This is a genomic window from Pseudomonas sp. GCEP-101 (genome assembly GCF_025133575.1).
Lineage (GTDB): Bacteria > Pseudomonadota > Gammaproteobacteria > Pseudomonadales > Pseudomonadaceae > Pseudomonas > Pseudomonas nitroreducens_B.
Genome location: NZ_CP104011.1, coordinates 6,008,784 through 6,031,009, shown reverse-complemented (window position 1 = coordinate 6,031,009; position 22,226 = coordinate 6,008,784). Strand labels below are relative to the sequence as shown.

Here is a 22,226-nt window from a genome sequence, read left to right as displayed (position 1 = left end):
GACTCACCGGGAGGAAACCCACCATGACCCCACCCAAGGCCCTGCTGATCCTGCATGGCAAGCAAGCCGCCAACGACGAGGTGCGTGCCGCCGTGCAGGCCGCGCGTGAAGCAGGGCAGACGCTGGATGTCAGGGTGACCTGGGAGGGCGGCGACGCCCGGCGGCTGGTGGAAGAGGGCCTAGCGGCGGGCTATTCCACGCTGATTGCCGGCGGCGGCGACGGCACCGTGCGGGATGTGGCCGAGGCCCTGGCCCAGGCCGGTGGCGCGGCCAGCCTGGCGATCCTGCCGCTGGGCACCGCCAACGACTTCGCCCGCGCCGCCGGCGTGCCGCTGGAGCCGGCCGCCGCGCTGGCGCTCCTGGAACTGCCGGCGCGGGCCATCGACCTGGGCGAAGTGGACGGGCAGATGTTCCTCAACATGGCCACCGGCGGCTTCGGCTCGAAGGTCACGGCCAATACCCCGGAAGAGCTGAAGAAGCTGCTCGGCGGCGCGGCGTACCTGCTTACCGGGCTGACGCGGTTTTCCGAGGTGCATGCGGCGCAGGGGCGCTTCACCGGGCCGGATTTCAGCTGGGAAGGGGAATTCCTCGCCCTGGGCATCGGCAATGGCCGGCAGGCGGGTGGCGGCCACGTGCTCTGTCCGCAGGCCACGGCGGATGATGGGTTGCTGGATGTGAGCATCCTGCCCACGCCCCAGGACATGGTCGGCACCCTCGGCGCGTTGCTCGGCGGCGGGCTCGGCACCCAGGACGTGTTCATTCGCGCGCGCCTGCCCTGGGTCGAGGTGGAGGCCCGCGAGGGGCTGGACGTGAACCTCGACGGCGAACCGCTGGAAGGCAACAAGCTGCGCTTCGAAGTGCGCCCGGCGGCCCTCTCCATGCACCTGCCGGCGGATTCGCCGTTGCTCTCGTCCACTGGGCGGCTCGGCTTGCCGGAGGGCTGATCGGCCTGGCCCGGACCGGGCAAGTCGTGCATGATGGCGCACGGCCAGTATCTTGTTCCTCAGGATTCAGCCGATAGCGTTCCCGCACGACTCATTCCGAATCTGGAGCAGGCATGGCCGGTATTCTCGACACTGTCGATCAACGCACCCAACTGGTAGGCGAGAACCGCCTGGAAATCCTGGTCTTCCGCCTGGCCGGGCGGCAGCAATTCGCGATCAACGTGTTCAAGGTGCAGGAAGTGCTGCAGCTGCCGCGCCTGACCCTGATCCCGCAGCGCCACCCGATGATCTGCGGGGTGATCAACCTGCGCGGCCAGACGCTGCCGGTCATCGACCTGTCGCGCGCCATCGGCATGCGCGCGCTGACCCCCGATGCCAACAGCACCATCATCGTCACCGAGTACAACCGCTCGGTGCAGGCCTTCCTCGTGGGTGGGGTGGAGCGCATCCTCAACCTCAACTGGGAGTCGATCCAGCCGCCGCCCGGTGGCGCCGGCCGTCAGCACTACCTGACGGCCATCACCAAGGTGGACGACCGCCTGGTGGAGATCATCGACGTGGAAAAGGTGCTGGCCGAGATCGTGCCGATGAACACCCGCGTTTCCAGCGACCGCCTGGACGACGCGCTGCTCAGCCAGACCCGTGGCCGCGAAGTGCTGGTGGTGGACGACTCCAGCGTCGCCATCTCCCAGCTGCGCGACACCCTGACCCAGCTCGGCCTGCGCCTGCACGTGGCCACCGATGGCCTGCGTGCGCTCAACCAGCTCAAGCGCTGGGCGGACGAAGGCAATGACATGGACGAGAAGTTGCTGATGGTCTTCACCGACGCGGAGATGCCGGAAATGGACGGCTACCGGCTGACCACCGAGATCCGCAACGACCCGCGCCTGCGCGAACTCTACGTGGTGCTGCACACCTCGCTGTCGGGCAGCTTCAACGATGCCATGGTGAAGAAGGTCGGTTGCGACGACTTCCTCTCCAAGTTCCAGCCGGACCAACTGGTGGAAGTGGTGCGTCGGCGGTTGCAGAAAGTTCCGGCCTGATCCAACCCGGTTCTTCGTAGGAGCGAGCTTGCTCGCGAACGCATTCCGCCGGACCCACAGGCATCAAGCGGTTCGCGAGCAAGCTCGCTCCTACAGGGAGCAGCCGGTCCCGCTTTTGTAGGGCAATGGGCTTCTTTCCGGCAGGTTTGTGCCGACGCTCCCCCCTCACCCCAGCCCTCTCCCAGAAGGAGAGGGAGCAGATTGTGCCGGCTGACGCTGTGGTTGCACCTGTACCGAACGGTCCCTCTCCCTCTGGGAGAGGGTTAGGGTGAGGGTAGGCCCGAGCGCTGGAGTATCACCATAGGAGCGAAGCTTCTCCGCGAGATCCCTTCTTCCTGCTCCGTCAGTGTCAGGCGTCTGTCTGGGCGCCCCATGCCCGCCACCGCAATGCCCATTGCTAGTCGCCCGTCCCACGCCGTATAAGGTCGCTTTCGCCTGCATGAAAGGAAGCTTCCCATGTACAGCCTGAGCGCGCTCTACCGCTACCCGGTCAAATCCACCGCTTACGAGCCGCTGGAGTCCGTCCGCCTGGACGCGCTGGGCCTGGAAGGGGATCGACGCTGGTTGGTGGTGGAGGCGTCCAACGGCCGCTTCCTCACGCAGCGCCTGCTGCCGCAGATGGGCCGCATCGAGGCGCGCTGGCAGGACGATTTCGCCGCCCTGCGTCTGCGTGCGCCCGGCATGGAGGACCTGCTGGTGAACGTGCCCGGCCGTGACGACAACCTGCGCGGCGTGCTGATCTGGCGCGACACGCTGCAGGTGCCGGACGCCGGCGAGGCGGCTGCCCAGTGGCTGAGCACCTTCCTCGGCCGCGACGTGCGCCTGGTGCAGATGCCCGAGCAGCGCGCCCGGCAGGTGGATACCGCGTACGCCGAACCTGGCGAGCAGGTGCACTTCGCCGATGGTTTCCCGCTGCTGCTGATCGGCCAGGGATCGCTGGACGACCTCTCGGCCCGGGTTGGCCGTCCGCTGGAGATGCTGCGCTTCCGCCCGAACCTGGTGGTGACGGGCGCCGAGCCCTTCGCTGAAGACGGCTGGAAGCGCATCCGCATCGGCGAGGTTACCTTCAAGGTGGCCAAGCCGTGCTCGCGCTGCATCCTCACTACCATCGACCCGCACACCGGCGAGCGCGATGCCGCCCGTGAACCGCTGGCGACCCTGCTGGGCTACCGCAACGTCAATGGCGAGGCCCTGTTCGGGCAGAACCTGATTGCCCTGAACGGCGGCGCGCTGCGCGTGGGCATGGACGTGGAAGTCCTGGAGTAGGTGGGGGATTCCCTGTAGGAGCGAGCTTGCTCGCGAAGCCGCCTGAGGCCAAGGCGTCAGGCGAACAGCGTTCGTGAGCAATAACGATGGTGTCCCTCTCGCTCCTACACGTAGCTGTTACAGCTTGGCGTCGACGCAACCGGTGCTCTGGCACTCGCGCTCACGCTCGCGCAGCACGGCCAGGCGTTCGTTGGTCTTGTCCACCGCGCATTGCAGGTTGACGAAGTAGCCGCCGTCGCGCTCGTAGCTGCACTGGGCGTCGCGGTCCTTGATCCAGGCGATCTGGCTCTTCTTCAGCGCGGCCTTCTGGCCGTCGTTGAGCATCTTGCGCAGGGTGCCGAATTCATTGTTCAGCTCGCGGTCCACCTGGGCGTATTCGGTGCTCAGGCAGTACACGCTGTCGAAGGCATTGCGCGGCTTCTCGCAGGCGGCGAGGGCATGGCCTGCGCTGAGCAGGCCGGCAGCCAGGAGGGTGAGGGAGAGAAGGGGCTGGCGCATGGGAATTTCCTTTTCCTTGAGGGGATGAAGACCGCCCAGCAGGTGCCGGGCGGGGGATGGCTCAGAGTTCGTCGAAGAAGCGTTCGTGCCAGTCGACGATGGGCTGCGGTGCGTTGAGCTTCTGCCCGTAGATCACCGCATAGGACAGCACGTTCTGCACGTAGGCGCGGGTCTCGTCGAACGGAATGGTCTCGACCCAGACGTCGAACGCCAGGTGGCGCGCGTCCTTCAACCACTGGCGCACGCGGCCGGGGCCGGCGTTGTAGGCGGCGGTGGCAAGCACGCGGTTGCCGTTGAACTGGCCGTGCACCTGGCTCAGGTACGCAGCGCCGAGCTGGATGTTCACGTCCGGCACGATCAGTTGCTGCGGCGAAGCCAGGGGGATGCCGAATTTCTTCGAGGTTTCCTTGGCGGTGCCGGGCATCAGCTGCATCAGGCCGGTGGCACCGACGCCGGAACGCGCATCGGACATGAAGGCGCTTTCCTGGCGGGTGATGGCGAATACCCAGCTCGAATGCAGGCCGCGGTTGCGTGCCTCGCGCACCAGGGTGTTGCGGTAGGCCATGGGGAAGCGGATGTCGAGATCGTCCCAGTACTTCGCCTGGCTGATCGCGCGGATCGCCGGGAAATACCACTGCATGTCGTAGGCGATCTTCGCCTGGGCCAGCAGCTCGTCGTGGCTCAGGTGGCGGGCGGCGTGGTACCACTCGCGGCGGGCGTTGATGATTTCGCCGCGGGCGTAGAACTCCAGGGCGCGGCGGGTGCTCGGTGCGTTGCGCACGCGCTGCATCGTGCCCGCGTCCGGCGCTACCGGCCGGTTGTTCAACTGGTAGGGGGCGTTGATCCGGTCGGCGGCGAGGAAGCCGTAGAAGTCGCGCTCGCCGGCCACCGGCTGGTACAGGCTGACGGCCTGCTTGTTCTGCGGCTGCGCCAGTTGCAGGGAGCGCGCCTGCCAGTACTTCCAGCGGTTGGTCTCGGCCAGCGACGGCGGCAGGGCGCGGGTCAGGTCGTAGGCCTCCTGCCAGCGGCCCAGGCGCAGCAGCAGGCGCAGACGCCATTCGGTGACGGTGTCGTCGCGTAGCTGCGGGTCGTACTTGACCATCATCGGCAGGGCGCGCGGGTCGTAGCGGCGCGCCAGGCTCAGGCCGATCTCGCGGGCGATGGACACTTGCTCGTCGCTGGAGAAGGGCAGCACCGAGCTGTAGTAGTCCAGCAGGCTGATGGCCTTTTCCGGGTCCTGCTTGGCGAGGCGACGCAGGCCCAGGCCGACGACGTCGGCGGTGGCGTGGTCCCGGGCACTGAAGCGCGTGGTCTGGCTCAGTTGCGACGGGTTCTGTGCGACGTTGACCATCAGCGCGCCCTGGCTTCCCAGGGTCGGCAGGCGCTTGGATAGCACCGTGGCGAGGCTGTAGTTGCCCTTTTCGGCGGCCAGTTTGAGGCGCTTCCAGACCTTCTCCTCGGTGAGCTGGCCGTCGGCCTGCCACAGGGCGAAGGTGGTGTCGCAGGCATCAGGCTGCGGCTTGCCCACCAGCCAGAGTTTCTCGGCGGTGGCGTAGCCATCGGCCTTGTTGCCGTGGCCGAGCTGGTACTGGCCGTAGAGGCAGTCCAGCTCGGTGAAGTTCATCTTCGGGTCGTAATAGCGCACGAAGGTGTTCCAGTCGCCGCGATCGGCCAGCTGGCGCATCCAGCGCAGTTTCAGCCAGTTGATCTGCGGCAGGTCGCCGTGCTGCTCGATGAAGCGCTCGATCTCGGCGTTGCTGGCGCTTTTCAGGCGGTTGGTCAGTTCGTCGTAGGCGAGGTAGGGCTGCAGCGGATAATCGGCCAGGGCCGATTGATAAGCGAAATAGGGGCCGCTGTCGCCGCGCGCCAAGGCCTTCTGCGCCTCGTCGTACATCTGGCGCTGCTGGGGCAGGGACGCTGCGTTAACTGTCGAAGCGGACAGGCTGAGGATCAGGCAGGAAAACAGGGAAAAAAGGCGACCGCGCATGGCTCTTCCGGGAAGATGATCGGTGGGCGCTGGATGGCGCGCGCCCGCTGCCACCTAGCTTAGCCTGTTGCGCGCAGGCGGTGAAAGCGCCGCCACGGACGCAGGGCGCAAAGGCGGACGCCTGTCTCGCTGCGCGAGATTGTGTGCGACCCTCTGACTTTTGCGCGCTTTCCCTTAAACTGCGCGCCCTGTTTGTGGAGATACCCAATGACCCTGCTCAAGTTCACCGACGTGTCCCTTGCCTTTGGCACCACTCCGCTGCTGGATAAGGTGTCCTGGCAGATCGCCCGGGGTGAGCGGGTGTGCGTCATTGGCCGCAACGGCACCGGCAAGTCGAGCATGCTCAAGCTGGTCAAGGGCGAGCAGAAGCCCGACGACGGCGACATCTGGCGCGCCCCGGCGCTGAAGATCGGCGAGCTGCCGCAGGAACTGCCGCGCGCCGACGAACGCACCGTCTATGACGTGGTCGCCGAAGGCCTGGCCGAAGTGGGCGAGCTGCTGGCCCGCTACCACCACCTGAGCATGCACATCGAGACTGAGGAGGACCTGGCCAAGCTCGCCCGCGTCCAGCAGGAGCTGGAAGCCCGCGACGGCTGGCGCCTCGGCCAGCTGGTGGACACCACGCTGAGCCGCCTGCAACTGCCGGCCGACAAGACCCTCGCCGAGCTCTCCGGTGGCTGGCGCCGCCGCGTGCTGCTGGCCCAGGCGCTGGTCGCCGAGCCCGACCTGCTGCTGCTGGACGAGCCGACCAACCACCTGGACATCGGCGCCATCGCCTGGCTGGAAAACGCCCTGGCGGACTTCCCCGGTGCCGTGCTGTTCATCACCCACGACCGCGCCTTCCTGCAGGCCGTGGCCACCCGCATTCTCGAACTGGACCGCGGCCACCTGATCGACTGGAATGGCGACTACGCCAGCTTCCTCGTCCATAAAGAGCAGGAACTGGCGGCGGAAGAGGCGGCCAATGCGCTGTTCGACAAGCGCCTGGCCCAGGAAGAAGTGTGGATCCGCCAGGGCATCAAGGCGCGCCGTACCCGTAACGAAGGCCGAGTGCGCGCGCTCAAGGCCATGCGCAACGAGCGCGCCGAGCGCCGCGAGCGCCAGGGCAAGGCCAGCTTCCAGCTGGAGACGGCGGAAAAGTCCGGCAAGCAGGTGATCGTCGTCGAGAACGCCGGCTTCGCCCACCCGGGCGGCCCTGCTTTGATCCGTGACTTTTCCCTGGTGCTGCAGCGCGGCGATCGTATCGGCCTGCTGGGCGCCAACGGTACCGGCAAGACCACGCTGCTCAAGCTGCTGCTGGGCGACCTGCAGCCGACGTCGGGCAGCGTCAAGGAAGGCACCCGCCTGGAAGTGGCTTATTTCGACCAGCTGCGTCACCAGCTGGAGCCGGAAAAGACCGTCATCGACAACATCGCCGAAGGTCGCGAGTTCATCACCATCAACGGCCAGAACCGCCACGTGCTCAGCTACCTGGGCGACTTCCTGTTCTCCCCGCAACGCGCCCGCACCCCGGTGAAGGCGCTCTCCGGCGGCGAGCGGGCACGCCTGTTGCTGGCCAAACTGTTCAGCAAGCCGGCCAACCTGCTGGTGCTGGACGAGCCGACCAACGACCTGGACGTGGAAACCCTGGAACTGCTGGAAGAGGTACTGCTGACCTTCGATGGCACCGTGCTGATGGTCAGCCACGACCGGGCCTTCCTCGACAACGTGGTGACCAGCACCCTGGTGTTCGAGGGTGAAGGGCGCGTGCGCGAATTCGTCGGCGGCTACCAGGACTGGCTGCGCCAGGGCGGCTCGCCGAAGTTGCTGGGCGTGGGTGAGGAGAAGGGCGACAAGCCCGCCGCTGCCCCCGCGGTCGAGCATCCGGCGCCGGTGAGCGCACCGGCAGACGCCGCGCCGAAGAAAAAACTGAGCTACAAGCTGCAACGCGAACTGGAGGCCATCCCCGGGCAGATCGACGCCCTGGAAGGCGAGCTGGCCGCGTTGCAGGCAGAAACCGCGTCGCCGGACTTCTACCAGCGACCGCAGGACGAAGCCCAGGCCGCCCTGGCGCGCCTGGGTACCCTGCAGGAAGAACTGGACCGGCTGATCGAGCGTTGGGCCGAACTGGAAGAGTGATCCGTTCGGTCCAGCGGTGTGCCCGTGCGTATCGCTGATCAAAGACTGTCAGAGCCTGTTCAGAATCTTGCGAGCTAGAGCAGAACAAGGCAAAAACAGGCGAGGAAGCGGAGTTTACGTGCTGTAAATGAGCATGACTCGCTCCGCTCGCCCTTTCAGGGCCACACTAAAGTGCGTTAGCTGCAAGCAGCTTCCGAGCCTGTTTTTAACGCCGTGATGCCGACGCGCAGCAGATTTTGAATAGGTTCTAAGGGATGGCCGAATGGCAATTGAGTACCGCATCACCCTGGATGATGAGCACGAGTTCAGATACCGCATCGAGCTGGAGCGTCAGTACGACCCGCAGATAGCTGCCCAGACCCCACGCTGGACGCGTCTTGAGAACAATCGCTGCAGCAACTGCCCGCTGAACCCGGCGCAGCACAGCCATTGCCCGGCGGCGGTGGATCTGCACCGGGTGATCGAGGATTTCCGTGGGTTGCCGGCGTTCAAGAAGGTGGCGGTGCAGGTCCGCACGCCGGAGCGCGAGTACACCAAGCAGGTCGGCCTGGAAGAGGGCCTGCGCGCACTGCTGGGGGTGATCATGGCCACCAGCGCCTGCCCGCTGCTGGGCAAGCTCAAGCCCATGGCGCAGCAGCACCTGCCGTTCGCCAGCAACCAGGAATTCATCCTGCGCGCGGTGTCCCTGTACCTGATGCGGCAGTATTTCAATTTCCGCGAGGGACGGCATGCGGACTGGGAGCTGAAGGGGCTGGTGAAACAATTCCAGCAGTTGCAGCTGGTGAACCAGGCGTTCTGGCAGCGGATTCACGAGACCTGCGAGGGCGACTCGAACCTGAAGGCCTTCCTCAGCTTCTTCTCCATGGCGTCGAGCATGAGCTATTCGCTGGAGGCGCAGTTGCAGAAGGTGCGGCCGCTGTTGATGAGCGGGGACATGCTCGGCGCCTGAAACGAAGCGGGCCCCGGAGGGCCCGTCGTTTGCTGAAGCCGACTCAGCTGGTTTTCTGCAGGCGCACGGCAAGAACGTCGCAGGGCGCGCCGTGCAGCACATCGTTGGCGGTGGAGCCCAGAAGCAAGGCGAGGCCGTGGCGGCCATGGCTGCCGACGACGATCAGGTCGCAGTCCTGCTCGTCGGCGAGTCGGTGGATTTCCTGGCGGGGTTGGCCGTAGACCAGGTGACACTGGGAGCTGGTGATTTCGGCGTAGGTCAGGGTGAACTGGTGCAGGCGCTCCTTGGCCTGGTCGAACTGCTGTTGTTGCAGCATCGACAGGTCCATCGGCACGTCGCCGCCGAAGGCCATCGCCATGGGTTCGACCACATGCACCGCCGAGAGCCGGGCATCGTTGGCCTTGGCCAGCGCGACCGCCCGTTTCATCACCGGATCGCATTCCTCGGTCAGGTCGACGGCGACCAGAATGTGTTGGTAGGGCATGAACGTCTCCTCCGGGGGACTCGTTATTAATCAGTATGGCCCTAATGGCCGTGCTTGACCTGTTGACCGGTATAACCGATATGACCACCTGGATGGTAATTCTTCTCATCGCACTGGTGCTCAGCCCGCTGACCTGGCTGATCCCCTCGCGCGGCCAGCGCGGGCAGATGGACCTGCGCCTGCAGGCGCGGCGCCTGGGCCTGGCGATGCAGATGGCGCAGCAGGAGTGGCCGCACTGGCTGGAGCGACAGCCGCCGCGGCAGTGCGCGCAATACCACCGCGCCCGCGGCCGGAATCGCGATGTCTGGTGCTACTGGCAGAGCGCGCCCGGCGTCTGGCTGGACCGCTGGCGCGAGGCGAGCGCCCCGGCCGAACTGGCGCAGGCGCTGGCCAGCCTGCCCAGGGACGTCTACATGGTCGAGGCGACGCCCCAGTTCCTGGCGTTGTACTGGGGGGAGCGGGGCGACAGCAGCGACCTCGAACGGGTCGCCACCTTCCTTAAACAGCATGCCTGAAGCGATCAGCTCTGCTGCGCCGCGTAGAGGCCGGAGACTTTCTCCAGGTCCTCGATGATGCGGTCGGAGTACTTGTTGATCAGGAAGGGCACGCTGTTCTGGTTGTAGTTCTGCAGCGACTTTTCGATGTAACGCCACTTGATCGCCACGCCGCGTAGCTCCTGGCCAATCTCCGGCGTGGTTTGCGGCGCCTGTTGCAGCTTCACCAGGTTGATCGCGAAACGGTTGGCCAGGTCGTCCAGCGGGCGTTCCTCGCCGCCACCGAAGAAGCTGGCGCCCACCGAGGCGTTGCGCGAGGCATAGTCCACCGCGATGTCCTGCATCAGCAGGCTCTGCTCGCGGGTCTGCTGGGTCAGCGGCGGTACCTTGCTGCCGCTTTCCTCCTGGATCTTCGTATAGAGCTGCTCGGCGGTCTCCAGCAGCTTGCGGTTCTGTGCGGCGAGATCGGCTACCGGTTGCAGGTCGGTATAGCCACTCTTGTCCAGCGCGCCGGTGAGGGTCTTCAGCTGGCCGGCGTAGGCCTTCCACTCGTCCTGCAATTCGGCCTTGAGCTTCTTCGATTCGTTGCCGGGCATTTCCCCGAGCTTGCCCAGGGCGTCGCTTGCGTTCTGCGACGAGGCCTCGACCATCTTGGCGTACTTCTGGTCGCCTTCCATCGCGTTGAACATGAAGAAATCGCCAAGGCTGCGCTGGGCGGCGAGGCGCGTCTGGTGGACGTTGAGCAGGTCGCTGGCGGCGTCGGCGGCAGCGAAGAGGGGCAGGGTGGTGAGCGCGAGCGCAGACAGCAGACGCACAAGCGGACGGCTGGGCATCGTTCCAACTCCTTGGAGCCATGGGCTTCTTGTTGTTTTGTATCCAGGTTCCAGGCGTCCGCCGGCGTTGGCAGAAGGCAGATCGCCATTGCGCCCGACTCTAGCGCGGGCCATGGGGTTTGAACAGTGGCTGTCGGGACGTCGGTGCCAGGTAACAAGTGTCACGATAGGCGTGATGAATAGGGCATCAGGGCTGCGCTGAATGCTCCGCCCCAGACGCCCCGGCCGCATTGCGACTGTTACGTCTCGCGGATTGACAAGCATTGGCTTTTGCTAGAAGGTGGGCGCACCCAAATCAAACGGGCGTATGAATCGATCGTTTGCCACGCGCGAAGGATCCAACATAACGCCCCGGCTATCGCGTCGGCGGGTGTGCCGCCAGCTTTGGGACTATCCTCGGCGCTGCCGAACGGTCCCGATACACGGTGTCCGACGTGTGATTTCAAGCTTCCCTAGCGTGGAGATCAGTTGATGATTTACCAAGGTAAAGCCATCACGGTTAAGGCTCTTGAGAGCGGCATCGTCGAGCTGAATTTCGACCTCAAGGGCGAGTCCGTCAACAAGTTCAACCGACTCACCCTGAATGAACTGCGTCAAGCAGTCGATACCATCAAGGCCGATGCGTCCGTCAAGGGCGTGATCGTGACCAGTGGCAAAGGCGTATTCATCGTCGGCGCCGACATCACCGAGTTCGTCGACAACTTCAAGCTGCCCGATGAAGAGCTGCTGGCGGGCAACCTCGAAGCCAACAAGATCTTCAGCGACTTCGAAGACCTGAACGTTCCGACCGTGGCCGCGATCAACGGCATCGCCCTGGGCGGCGGTCTGGAAATGTGCCTGGCTGCCGACTTCCGTGTCATGAGCGCCACCGCCAAGGTCGGCCTGCCGGAAGTGAAGCTGGGCATCTACCCGGGCTTCGGCGGCACCGTTCGCCTGCCGCGCCTGATCGGCTGCGACAACGCCGTCGAGTGGATTGCCTCGGGCAAGGAAAACAAGGCTGAAGACGCGCTGAAAGTCGGCGCCGTCGATGCCGTCGTGGCGCCGGAAAAACTCCAGGACGCCGCTATCGACCTGGTCAAGCGCGCCATCGCCGGCGAGCTGGACCACAAGGCCCGTCGTCAGCCGAAGCTGGAAAAGCTCAAGCTGAACGCCATCGAGCAGATGATGGCCTTCGAAACCGCCAAGGGCTTCGTTGCCGGCCAGGCTGGCCCGAACTACCCGGCACCGGTCGAAGCCATCAAGTCGATCCAGAAAGCCGCCAACTTCGGTCGTGACAAGGCGCTGGAAATCGAAGCCCAGGGCTTCGTGAAACTGGCCAAGACCTCGGTTGCGCAGAGCCTGATCGGCCTGTTCCTCAACGACCAGGACCTGAAGAAGAAGGCCAAGCAGTACGACGAAATCGCCAAGGACGTGAAACTGGCCGCCGTACTGGGCGCCGGCATCATGGGTGGCGGCATCGCCTACCAGTCCGCTTCCAAGGGCACTCCGATCCTGATGAAGGATATCCGCGAAGAGGGTATCCAGATGGGGCTGAACGAAGCCGCGAAGCTGCTGGGCAAGCGCGTCGAAAAAGGCCGCATGACCCCGGCCAAGATGGCCGAGGCGCTGAACGCCATTCGCCCGACCATGTCCTACGGCGACTTCGGCAACGTCGACATCGTCGTCGAGGCCGTGGTCGAGAATCCGAAGGTCAAGCAGATCGTTCTGGCAGAAGTTGAAGGCGTCGTGAAGGAAGATGCGGTCCTTGCATCCAACACCTCCACCATCTCCATCAACCTGCTGGCCAAGGCGCTCAAGCGTCCGCAGAACTTCGTCGGCATGCACTTCTTCAACCCGGTGCACATGATGCCGCTGGTGGAGGTCATCCGTGGCGAGAAGTCCAGCGACGTCGCCGTCGCCACCACCGTGGCCTACGCCAAGAAGATGGGCAAGAACCCCATCGTGGTGAATGACTGCCCCGGCTTCCTGGTCAACCGCGTGCTGTTCCCGTACTTCGGCGGCTTCTCCAAGCTGCTGGGCTTCGGTGTGGACTTCGTACGCATCGACAAGATCATGGAGAAGTTCGGCTGGCCCATGGGCCCGGCCTACCTGTCCGACGTGGTTGGCATCGACACCGGCCACCACGGCCGTGACGTGATGGCTGAAGGCTTCCCGGACCGCATGGCGGTGGAAGGCAAGACCGCCGTCGACGTGATGTACGAGGCCAACCGCCTGGGCCAGAAGAACGGCAAGGGCTTCTACGCCTACGAGACCGACAAGCGCGGCAAGCCGAAGAAAGTCTCCGATCCGCAGGCTTATGAGCTGCTGAAGTCCATCGTCACCGAGCAGCGCGAGCTGACCGACGAGGACATCGTCAACTACATGATGATCCCGCTGTGCCTGGAAACCGTGCGCTGCCTGGAAGACGGCATCGTCGAGACCGCTGCCGAGGCCGACATGGGCCTGATCTACGGCATCGGCTTCCCTCCCTTCCGTGGCGGTGCCCTGCGTTACATCGACTCCATCGGTGTGGCCGAATTCGTCGCACTGGCCGACAAGTACGCCGACCTGGGTGCGCTGTACCACCCGACCGCGAAGCTGCGTGAAATGGCCAAGAACGGCCAGAAGTTCTTCGGTTGAGTGCGCAACGAATAGAGCGAGAGTGAATTTATGAGCCTGAATCCGAGAGACGCCGTCATTGTCGACTTCGGCCGCACCCCGATGGGCCGTTCGAAGGGTGGCATGCACCGCAACACCCGCGCGGAAAACATGTCCGCGCACCTGATCAGCAGCGTGCTGGCACGCAACCCGAAGATCGACCCGGCAGAAGTCGAGGACGTGATCTGGGGCTGCGTGAACCAGACCCTGGAGCAGGGCTGGAACATCGCGCGCATGGCGTCGCTGATGACCCAGATCCCGCACACCAGCGCCGGGCAGACCGTCAGCCGCCTGTGCGGCTCGTCCATGAGCGCCCTGCACACCGCCGTGCAGGCGATCCAGACCGGCAACGGTGACGTCTTCGTCATCGGCGGCGTGGAGCACATGGGCCACGTCGGCATGATGCACGGCGTCGATCCGAACCCGCACATGTCCCTCTACGCCGCCAAGGCGTCGGGCATGATGGGGCTGACCGCCGAAATGCTGGGCAAGATGCACGGCATCACCCGCGAGGCGCAGGACAAGTTCGGCGTGCGTTCGCACCAGCTGGCCTGGAAAGCGACCCAGGAAGGCAAGTTCAAAGACGAAATCATCCCGATGGAAGGCTACGACGAGAATGGCTTCCTGAAGGTCTTCGACTTCGACGAAACCATCCGTCCGGAAACCACCCTGGAAAGCCTGGCGGCCCTGAAGCCAGCCTTCAACCCGAAGGGCGGCACCGTGACGGCGGGTACTTCCTCGCAGATCACCGACGGTGCTTCCTGCATGATCGTCATGAGCGCCCAGCGCGCCCAGGACCTCGGCGTGCAGCCGATGGCCGTGGTTCGCGCCATGGCAGTGGCGGGCGTTGATCCGGCGATCATGGGCTACGGCCCGGTTCCGTCGACCAACAAGGCGCTCAAGCGCGCCGGCCTGACCATCAACGACATCGACTTCTTCGAGCTCAACGAAGCCTTCGCTGCACAGGCCCTGCCGGTGCTCAAGGACCTGAAGCTGCTCGACAAGATGGAAGAGAAGGTCAACCTGCACGGCGGCGCCATCGCCCTGGGTCACCCGTTCGGCTGCTCCGGTGCGCGTATCTCCGGCACCCTGCTGAACGTGATGAAACAGAACGGCGGTACCCTGGGCGTGTCCACCATGTGCGTGGGCCTGGGCCAGGGCATCACCACCGTCTTCGAACGCGTCTAAGCTTTCGTCGATGGGAGAGCCGGGGCCTTGTGCCCCGGCTTTCGTTTTTGTCGGGCGGGGATTGCCCGGCGGCCGCGCAATGAGCACAATCGCCGCCTTTTGGCCGGCCGAGGGGAACCGACATGCACTTGCAGCCCGGACTGTATCGACATTACAAGGGACAGCAGTACCGTGTGCTCGGCGTCGCCCGGCATTCGGAAACCGAGGAAGAGCTGGTGATCTACCAGGCGCTGTACGGCGAATTCGGTGTGTGGGTGCGCCCGCTGAGCATGTTCACCGAGGCAGTGGAAGTGAACGGCGAGAAGGTCCCGCGCTTCGCCCTGGTGAGCGTCGAAGAGGATCCGCTGGGGCTTCTGACTGGCCCGTCCGGCGAAACCCAAGCTTGACCTTGGCGCGACCGCCACTATATATAGCGGTGCCGCTCCTAGCTCCTCCCTCCTTATAAATTCATCTTTTCGACGCAGGAATCTTCCGATCCATGGGTAAATCGCTGGTCATCGTGGAATCACCGGCCAAGGCCAAGACCATCAACAAGTACCTGGGCAACCAGTACGTGGTGAAGTCGAGCATCGGCCACATCCGCGACCTGCCCACCAGCGGCTCTTCCGCTGCCAAGGAGCCTGCGGCCAAAGGACGCAAGGCTGCCGCCGAAGCGCCGGCCCTGTCGCCGAAGGAGAAGGCCAAGCGCCAGCTCTTCACCCGCATGGGCGTCGATCCGGAGCACGGCTGGAAGGCCAAGTACGAGATCCTGCCCGGCAAGGAAAAGGTGATCGAGGAGCTGCGCCGCCTGGCCAAGGATGCCGACACCATCTATCTCGCAACCGACTTGGACCGCGAAGGGGAGGCCATTGCCTGGCACCTACGCGAGGCCATCGGCGGCGACGACTCGCGCTACAAGCGCGTGGTCTTCAACGAAATCACCAAGAAGGCCATCCAGGAGGCCTTCTCCCAGCCTGGCGAGCTGGATATCAACCGCGTGAATGCCCAGCAGGCCCGCCGCTTCCTCGACCGCGTGGTGGGCTACATGGTCTCGCCGCTGCTGTGGGCGAAGATCGCCCGCGGCCTGTCTGCCGGCCGCGTGCAGTCGGTAGCGGTGAAGCTGGTGGTCGAGCGTGAGCGCGAAATCCGCGCCTTCGTCCCGGAAGAGTACTGGGAAGTCCACGCCGACCTCGCCACCCCGAAGAGCGACAAGGTCCGCTTCGAAGTGGTGCGCGAGAAGGGCGAAGCCTTCAAACCGCTGAACGAAGCCCAGGCCAACGCCGCGCTGGAGAAACTCAAGGCGTCCAGCTACAGCATCGCCAAGCGCGAGGACAAGCCGACTTCCAGCAAGCCCTCGGCGCCCTTCATCACCTCCACCCTGCAGCAGGCCGCGAGCAACCGCCTGGGCTTTGGCGTGAAGAAGACCATGATGATGGCCCAGCGTCTCTACGAAGCCGGCTACATCACCTACATGCGTACCGACTCGACCAACCTGTCGGCCGACGCCATCGACATGGTGCGCGGCTTCATCGACAGCGAGTTCGGCAAGAAGTACCTGCCGGCCAAGCCGAATTTCTACTCCAGCAAGGAAGGCGCCCAGGAAGCGCACGAAGCGATTCGTCCTTCCGACGTCAACCTGCGTCCGACCCAGCTGTCGGGCATGGAGCGCGACGCCGAGCGCCTGTACGACCTCATCTGGCGCCAGTTCGTGGCCTGCCAGATGCCGCCGGCCGAGTACCTGTCCACCACCGTCAGCGCCGCTGCCGGTGACTTCGAGCTGCGCGCCAAGGGCCGCATCCTCAAGTTCGACGGCTACACCAAGGTGCTGCCGCAGCAGAGCAAGCCGGGCGAGGACGACGTCCTGCCGGAAATGAACCAGGGCGACGCCATGAAGCTGCTCAAGCTCGACCCGAGCCAGCACTTCACCAAGCCGCCGGCGCGCTTCTCCGAAGCCAGCCTGGTCAAGGAGTTGGAAAAGCGCGGCATCGGCCGTCCGTCCACCTACGCGGCGATCATCTCTACCATCCAGGAGCGTGGCTACGTCACCACCCATAACCGCCGTTTCTACGCGGAAAAAATGGGCGACATCGTCACCGACCGCCTCAACGAGAGCTTCTCCAACCTCATGGACTACGGCTTCACCGCCGGCATGGAAGAGAACCTCGATGACGTGGCCCAGGGCGAGCGCGACTGGAAAAACGTGCTGGACGAGTTCTATGGCGACTTCCGCAAGAAACTCGACCTGGCCGAGGCTGCCAACGACGGCATGCGCGCCAACCAGCCGACCCTGACCGACATCCCCTGCCGCGAGTGCGGCCGGCCGATGATGATCCGTACCGCTTCCACTGGCGTGTTCCTCGGCTGCTCGGGCTACAGCCTGCCGCCCAAGGAGCGCTGCAAGGCCACCGTCAACCTGATTCCGGGCGACGAGATCGCCGCGGATGACGAAGGCGAATCCGAATCCCGCGTACTGCGTGGCAAGCACCGCTGTCCGATCTGCAGCACCGCCATGGACGCCTACCTGGTCGACGAGAAGCGCAAGCTGCACATCTGTGGCAACAACCCGGATTGCGCCGGCTACGAGATCGAAGAAGGCCAGTACCGCATCAAGGGCTACGAAGGCCCGAGCCTGGAATGCGACAAGTGTGGCAGCGAGATGCAGCTCAAGACCGGCCGCTTCGGCAAGTTCTTCGGCTGCACCAACCCGACCTGCAAGAACACCCGCAAGCTGCTGAAGAACGGCGAGCCTGCGCCGCCGAAGATGGACGCCATCCGCATGCCGGAACTCAAGTGCGAGAAGGTGGACGACATCTACGTACTGCGTGACGGCGCTTCCGGCCTGTTCCTGGCCGCCAGCCAGTTCCCGAAGAACCGCGAGACCCGTGCTCCGCTGGTGGCCGAACTGCTGCCGCACAAGGATGAGCTGGATCCGAAGTACCACTTCCTGCTCGCCGCTCCGGCGAAAGACCCGGATGGCCGCCCGGCGGTGATCCGCTTCAGCCGCAAGACCAAGGAGCAGTACGTGCAGTCCGAAGTCGATGGCAAGCCCACCGGCTGGCGTGCGTTCTTCGACGGCGGCAAGTGGAAGGTCGAAGACAAGCGCTGATGGAAGGCGCGCCCAGCCCAGGCGGGGCGCGCTTATACTGCCGACGTCGACTGCAGAGGGCTCAGGTCATGGCGAACGAACTCTATACCCGCACCAATCAGAAGCTGTTCTTCGCCGGCCTTGCCCTGGAAGCCTGGCGCAACGCCGAAACGGCGCGCGCGATGAATGCCCAGGCGCGCATCCAGGCCGAGCGCGAAGCGGCGCTGTTCCATCTCTACGGAGCGGTGCTGGGCGTGGCCCATGAAATTGCCGGTTATTACCGCCTGCCCCAGGCGGGTGCGCCGCGCGTCGACCAGTTGCTCAATGCCGAGGTGCTGGCCGCCGCGCCCAGCCCGGAGCTGGCGGAAATGGTCGAGCTGGCGCAATCGCCGGAAGCCTGGCTGGGGCGCCTGCTGGCTGCCTATGCCGCGCTGTTCCAGCCGCCGAGCGAGCCGAAGAAAGCCAAGGTCGATCCGACCCAGCCGCTGATTCAAGCGGTGAATGTCGACGACGAGGCGCCGGCCGAGCTGGGTAACGATGAGCTGGAAAGCTGGCGCAAGTCCCTCAAGGAACTGGTGCTGCGCTTCCGCGCGTCGCTCACCGAGCTCTGATTCCCATTTCACACTGCGCCGGCCTTCCGGTCGGTCCGTGCAAGCTTTGGCTAGGGTGTAGCGGATGTGGCTGTTACACTACGCGTTCTGCTGTGGAGAACGTCGCTATGCCAACCTCATTTCTGGAAATTGTCGAGCTGCCTGACGGGCGTATCGTGCTGCGTCGCGCGGACGAGGAGGAGGCACTGGTGACCCTGGAGTTCTCCGCCGATGCCAAAGGCTTCCTGCAGGGCCAGCACATCGAGATCGCCAAGGCGATGTTCAATGTCGGTGTGCAGATGGCCGGTCGTCTCGCCGAAGGCGGCGACATGAGCATGGACGACGAAGGCCCGCGCGTCCTGCATTGAGTTCCGCGCTTCGCCGTGTTCGCGGCGAAGCTTCCTCGATCGGATCAACCCAGACGAATATTCAGGCTCTGCGCCTGGCCGGCAACGGCGGCGCGGGACAGTTGCGTGCGCGCTTTTTCGTTGAGATTCAGCCAACTCACCACGGTATGGCTATTGCCCAGCCGCAACGCCTCGCATGCCAGGGCTTGCGCAGCGGCCTGATCGCGCGCCGGCAGCAGCAGGATGCGCTCGCGGTTGAGGCCGGCCTTGCGCAGCCAGTCCGGAGTCAGGCTGGCGGGCGGGGCGATCAGGGTGAGCCAGCGCGAGTCGCTCTCTTCGCTCAGCTCGCGGAGCATCGGCGCCAGCAGCATCAGGCATTGGCCGGGAAGGCCGCGCAGGGCGATTTCACTGAAGGCGCTTTCCTCGGCGGCGGGCTCATCGTCCATCAGCTCCGGAAGCAGGGGAGCAGTACCGCTCGCCCAGAGTGCTTCCTGGAACAGCGGGAGTTGCGGCAGGTTCTGCGGCTGCGGGTACTGCATGGATGTCTCCTGTTCAGCGACGGATCACGCCGACGCTCAAGCCTTCGATGACCAGTTCCTGTTCCTTGAGATCGACCTCGATGGGGGCGAACTCCGGGTTCTCGGCGAGCAGCCAGACTTTGCTGCCTTCGCGCTTGAAGCGCTTCACCGTTACCTCTTCACCCAGGCGGGCCACCACGATCTGGCCGTTGCGCGCCTCGCGGGTGACATGCACGGCCAGCAGGTCGCCGTCCATGATGCCGACGTCCTTCATGCTCTGGCCGCGCACACGCAGCAGGTAGTCGGCGGGAGGATTGAAGAAGGTCGGGTTGATCCGGCAGGTGTCGTCGACGTTCTGCTCGGCGAGGATCGGTGCGCCCGCGGCGACGCGGCCGATGATCGGCAATTCGTCTTCATTGGCGGCGGCCTTGGGCTCGAAGCCGGGGATGCGGATGCCGCGGGAAGCGCCCGGGGTCATCTCGATGGCGCCTTTGCGGGCCAGGGCCTTGAGGTGCTCCTCGGCGGCGTTGGGCGACTTGAAGCCGAGCTCCTGGGCGATTTCCGCGCGGGTGGGCGGGTAGCCGTTGGCTTCCAGGCAGCGTTTGATGAAGGCGAGGATCTCGGCTTGGCGCGGCGTGAGCTTCAGCATGTCCATACTCTGGCTTTTTATACAGTGCCTGGGATTATATACAGTGATGGCGGCCTGGCAATGCTTTTATTGGAGGGCGCTTAGGATGGAACTTTCGTGCATGTAACCTGGCGGCCTTGGCAAGCGTCTTGCTGTACATAAGGTGTCTCGTCGCATTGCCATGATATTGGTAACAATCCATCGCACTTTGCTTGACAATTGAAGACGCTGAAACGTATGTTTCAAACAAGTGTTTGTCAGGCGGAGTAGCCATGGCCCAGTCGGAAACCGTCGAACGCATCCTGGATGCAGCGGAACAGCTGTTCGCGGAGAAAGGCTTCGCCGAAACCTCCCTGCGTTTGATCACCAGCAAGGCGGGGGTGAACCTCGCGGCAGTGAACTATCACTTCGGCTCGAAGAAGGCGCTGATCCAGGCGGTCTTCTCGCGCTTCCTCGGCCCGTTCTGCGCCAGCCTGGAGAAGGAACTGGACCGCCGCCAGGCCAAGCCCGATGCGCCGCGCGCCACCCTGGAAGAGCTGCTGGAACTGCTCGTGATCCAGGCCATGGCGGTCAAGCCGCGTAGTGGCAACGACCTGTCCATCTTCATGCGGCTGCTGGGGCTGGCCTTCAGCCAGAGTCAGGGCCACCTGCGCAAATACCTCGAAGAGGTCTACGGCAAGGTATTCCGCCGCTACATGCTGCTGGTGCATGAATCCGCGCCGCGCCTGCCGCCGCTGGAGCTGTTCTGGCGCGTGCATTTCATGCTGGGTACCGCGGTGTTCAGCATGTCCGGCATCAAGGCGCTGCGTGCCATGGCCGAGAACGATTTCGGGGTGAACACCTCCATCGAGCAGGTGATGCGCCTGATGGTGCCGTTCCTGGCTGCCGGCATGCGTGCCGACAGCGGTGTCAGCGACCCGTCGCTGGCCGGTGCGCAACTCAAGCCGCGCACCAAGTCGAGCGCTTCTCAGGCTCCTGCCAAGGTCTGAGACAGCCCGGCGTCGCGCTGGGCTGCGTCGGCCTGATCGGCTACAGTAGCCGGCCATGGCTGATCTCGATCTTCTTCATATTTCCCTTGCTGACCAGATGCTCTACGGCTTCGCCGCAGGGTGCCTCGTCGTGCGCGTTCCGATATCCAGCGCCGCCAACGGCGCGGGGGAGCGCAACGGCTCAGGCTGCACGCCACGCGGACTGCACCAGGTTCGCGCGCGCATCGGCGAAAGGTTGCCCAAGGGGGCCGTGCTCAAGGGGCGGCGCTGGACCGGCGAAACCTGGACGGCCGCGCTGCATGAAGCGTTTCCCGGACGCGACTGGATCCTTTCGCGCATCCTCTGGCTCAGCGGCTGCGAGCCGGGGCGCAATCGGCTGGGCGAGGTCGATACCTTCCGCCGCTACATCTACCTGCACGGCACCCCGGACTGCGAGCCCATGGGCACGCCGCTGTCCCACGGGTGTATCCGCCTGCGCAATGACGACCTGCTGGAACTCTTCCCGCGGGTTCCCCTCCATTGCCGGGTCCGAATCGAAGAGGCCGCCTGTCCGCAGTGGCAGACGGCGCAACTGAACTGAAAGGAATGCACATGCAAGGCTCCCTGATGCTCGATGTCGGCGGCACCTGGCTGACCGCCGAGGACCGTCAGATCCTGCGCCACCCGGAAGTGGGCGGCCTGATCATCTTCGCCCGCAATATCGAATCGCCGCGCCAGGTGCGCGAGCTGATGGCCTCCATCCGCGCGGTGCGCCCTGATCTGCTGTTGGCGGTGGACCAGGAGGGTGGCCGCGTGCAGCGTCTGCGCCAGGGCTTCCTGCGGCTGCCGGCGATGCGCGCCATCGCGGATAACCCTAATGCCGAGCGGCTGGCGGAGCAGTGCGGTTGGCTGATGGCCACCGAAGTGCTCGCAGTGGGCCTCGACCTGAGCTTCGCCCCGGTACTGGACCTGGACCACCAGCGCAGCGCCGTGGTCGGCAGCCGTGCCTTCGAGGGCAACCCCGAGCGGGCCGTCACGCTGGCCGGCGCCTTCATCCGTGGCATGCATGCCGCCGGCATGGCCGCCACCGGCAAGCACTTCCCCGGCCATGGTTGGGCGGAAGTCGATTCCCATGTGGGGATTCCCGAGGATGAACGCACGCTGGAGCAGATCCGCGCCGTGGACCTGGTGCCGTTCCAGCGCCTGGCTGGTGAGCTGGATGCCTTGATGCCGGCCCACGTGATCTACCCGCAGGTCGATCCGAACCCCGCCGGTTTCTCACGCCGCTGGTTGCAGGACATCCTGCGCGGCGAGCTGGGCTTTGACGGGGTGATCTTCAGCGACGACCTGTCGATGGCCGGCGCCCATGTGGTGGGCGATGCCGCCAATCGTATCGAGGCCGCGCTCAATGCCGGCTGCGACATGGGCCTGGTGTGCAACGACCGCGCGTCCGCCGAGTTGGCCCTGAGCGCCCTGCAGCGCCTGAAGGTGACTGCTCCGCAGCGTCTGCAGCGCATGCGCGCCAAGGCCTGGCCGGGCACCGAATACAAGCAGCTGCCGCGCTGGCAACAGGCCGTGGGCGAATTGCGCGCCGCACAACTGATCGACTGATTGCGATCTGCTGCGCGTCGGCATAACGGCGTTGGAAGGCGGGATCGGACTGTTCATTG

21 protein-coding genes are annotated in these 22,226 nt (G+C 64.9%); 15 read left to right on the top strand and 6 right to left on the bottom strand.

The features are described from left to right. Positions 1-23: 23 nt before the first annotated feature. The 3 genes from yegS to N0B71_RS27200 all read left to right on the top strand — a co-directional run bounded on the left by yegS (position 24) and on the right by N0B71_RS27200 (position 3,253). Positions 24-944, top strand: a complete 921-nt coding sequence (gene yegS / locus N0B71_RS27210; RefSeq protein ID WP_259756183.1) for a lipid kinase YegS — start codon at positions 24-26, stop codon at positions 942-944. A gap of 113 nt (positions 945-1,057) precedes the next feature. Beyond that, positions 1,058-1,987 carry a chemotaxis protein CheV gene (locus tag N0B71_RS27205; RefSeq protein WP_259756182.1) on the top strand — a complete coding sequence of 310 codons (930 nt, stop codon included), beginning with the start codon at positions 1,058-1,060 and terminating at the stop codon, positions 1,985-1,987. Between the two features lie 456 nt (positions 1,988-2,443). Then, positions 2,444-3,253, top strand: coding sequence for an MOSC domain-containing protein (locus tag N0B71_RS27200; protein ID WP_259756180.1), 810 nt, complete (start codon positions 2,444-2,446; stop codon positions 3,251-3,253). 117 nt (positions 3,254-3,370) lie between these two features. Here the strand turns inward: N0B71_RS27200 and N0B71_RS27195 are convergent, their stop codons facing one another. Together N0B71_RS27195 and N0B71_RS27190 are read right to left on the bottom strand one after the other, a co-directional pair. Next, on the bottom strand, positions 3,371-3,751 hold the full coding sequence (locus tag N0B71_RS27195; protein WP_259756178.1) for a lysozyme inhibitor LprI family protein: 381 nt from the start codon (positions 3,749-3,751) through the stop codon (positions 3,371-3,373). A gap of 61 nt (positions 3,752-3,812) precedes the next feature. After that, a complete protein-coding gene (locus N0B71_RS27190; RefSeq protein WP_259756176.1) occupies positions 3,813-5,738 on the bottom strand; it encodes a transglycosylase SLT domain-containing protein in 1,926 nt (641 codons plus the stop codon). 207 nt (positions 5,739-5,945) lie between these two features. Here N0B71_RS27190 and N0B71_RS27185 point away from each other — a divergent pair, with 207 nt between their 5' ends. Together N0B71_RS27185 and N0B71_RS27180 are read left to right on the top strand one after the other, a co-directional pair. Beyond that, on the top strand, positions 5,946-7,856 hold the full coding sequence (locus tag N0B71_RS27185) for an ATP-binding cassette domain-containing protein (RefSeq protein WP_259756174.1): 1,911 nt from the start codon (positions 5,946-5,948) through the stop codon (positions 7,854-7,856). Between the two features lie 262 nt (positions 7,857-8,118). Then, positions 8,119-8,805, top strand: a complete 687-nt coding sequence (locus N0B71_RS27180; protein WP_259756172.1) for a DUF6901 family protein — start codon at positions 8,119-8,121, stop codon at positions 8,803-8,805. A gap of 43 nt (positions 8,806-8,848) precedes the next feature. On the opposite strand, the gene N0B71_RS27175 is transcribed toward N0B71_RS27180, so the two are convergent. Continuing rightward, positions 8,849-9,289: a universal stress protein gene (locus N0B71_RS27175; protein WP_024766849.1), complete on the bottom strand. Its 441-nt coding sequence runs from the start codon at positions 9,287-9,289 to the stop codon at positions 8,849-8,851. 80 nt (positions 9,290-9,369) lie between these two features. Here N0B71_RS27175 and N0B71_RS27170 point away from each other — a divergent pair, with 80 nt between their 5' ends. Then, positions 9,370-9,804, top strand: a complete 435-nt coding sequence (locus N0B71_RS27170) for a hypothetical protein (RefSeq protein ID WP_259756171.1) — start codon at positions 9,370-9,372, stop codon at positions 9,802-9,804. Positions 9,805-9,809: 5 nt separating this feature from the next. Here the strand turns inward: N0B71_RS27170 and N0B71_RS27165 are convergent, their stop codons facing one another. After that, on the bottom strand, positions 9,810-10,616 hold the full coding sequence (locus tag N0B71_RS27165) for a hypothetical protein (protein ID WP_259756170.1): 807 nt from the start codon (positions 10,614-10,616) through the stop codon (positions 9,810-9,812). A 471-nt stretch (positions 10,617-11,087) separates the two neighbouring features. Between N0B71_RS27165 and fadB the strand changes: the two genes are divergently transcribed. The 6 genes from fadB to N0B71_RS27135 all read left to right on the top strand — a co-directional run bounded on the left by fadB (position 11,088) and on the right by N0B71_RS27135 (position 18,463). Beyond that, positions 11,088-13,235: a fatty acid oxidation complex subunit alpha FadB gene (gene fadB / locus N0B71_RS27160; RefSeq protein WP_259756168.1), complete on the top strand. Its 2,148-nt coding sequence runs from the start codon at positions 11,088-11,090 to the stop codon at positions 13,233-13,235. A 30-nt stretch (positions 13,236-13,265) separates the two neighbouring features. Beyond that, complete coding sequence (gene fadA / locus N0B71_RS27155; RefSeq protein ID WP_259756166.1) at positions 13,266-14,441, top strand: acetyl-CoA C-acyltransferase FadA; 1,176 nt, start codon at positions 13,266-13,268, stop codon at positions 14,439-14,441. A gap of 122 nt (positions 14,442-14,563) precedes the next feature. After that, complete coding sequence (locus N0B71_RS27150; RefSeq protein WP_259756164.1) at positions 14,564-14,827, top strand: DUF1653 domain-containing protein; 264 nt, start codon at positions 14,564-14,566, stop codon at positions 14,825-14,827. Positions 14,828-14,919: 92 nt separating this feature from the next. Beyond that, positions 14,920-17,526, top strand: a complete 2,607-nt coding sequence (topA, locus tag N0B71_RS27145; RefSeq protein WP_259756162.1) for a type I DNA topoisomerase — start codon at positions 14,920-14,922, stop codon at positions 17,524-17,526. A 68-nt stretch (positions 17,527-17,594) separates the two neighbouring features. Beyond that, positions 17,595-18,116, top strand: a complete 522-nt coding sequence (locus N0B71_RS27140; protein ID WP_259756161.1) for a DUF6586 family protein — start codon at positions 17,595-17,597, stop codon at positions 18,114-18,116. A gap of 107 nt (positions 18,117-18,223) precedes the next feature. Beyond that, complete coding sequence (locus tag N0B71_RS27135; protein ID WP_045211682.1) at positions 18,224-18,463, top strand: hypothetical protein; 240 nt, start codon at positions 18,224-18,226, stop codon at positions 18,461-18,463. Between the two features lie 44 nt (positions 18,464-18,507). Here the strand turns inward: N0B71_RS27135 and sulA are convergent, their stop codons facing one another. Both sulA and lexA read right to left on the bottom strand, forming a co-directional pair. After that, positions 18,508-18,981 (bottom strand): SOS-induced cell division inhibitor SulA, encoded by a 474-nt coding sequence (gene sulA / locus N0B71_RS27130; protein ID WP_259756158.1) that lies wholly within the window; start codon positions 18,979-18,981, stop codon positions 18,508-18,510. A 13-nt stretch (positions 18,982-18,994) separates the two neighbouring features. Next, positions 18,995-19,609 carry a transcriptional repressor LexA gene (gene lexA / locus N0B71_RS27125; RefSeq protein WP_259756156.1) on the bottom strand — a complete coding sequence of 205 codons (615 nt, stop codon included), beginning with the start codon at positions 19,607-19,609 and terminating at the stop codon, positions 18,995-18,997. A gap of 251 nt (positions 19,610-19,860) precedes the next feature. On the opposite strand from lexA, the gene N0B71_RS27120 reads away from it, so the two are divergent. The 3 genes from N0B71_RS27120 to nagZ are packed head-to-tail and all read left to right on the top strand — an operon-like array spanning position 19,861 to position 22,167. Beyond that, on the top strand, positions 19,861-20,577 hold the full coding sequence (locus N0B71_RS27120) for a TetR/AcrR family transcriptional regulator (RefSeq protein ID WP_259756154.1): 717 nt from the start codon (positions 19,861-19,863) through the stop codon (positions 20,575-20,577). A gap of 55 nt (positions 20,578-20,632) precedes the next feature. Continuing rightward, positions 20,633-21,157: a L,D-transpeptidase gene (locus N0B71_RS27115; RefSeq protein WP_259756153.1), complete on the top strand. Its 525-nt coding sequence runs from the start codon at positions 20,633-20,635 to the stop codon at positions 21,155-21,157. Positions 21,158-21,168: 11 nt separating this feature from the next. Continuing rightward, the gene (nagZ, locus tag N0B71_RS27110; RefSeq protein WP_259756151.1) at positions 21,169-22,167 is read left to right on the top strand and encodes a beta-N-acetylhexosaminidase; all 999 of its coding nucleotides are present in this window, start codon (positions 21,169-21,171) and stop codon (positions 22,165-22,167) included. Positions 22,168-22,226 lie beyond the last annotated feature (59 nt).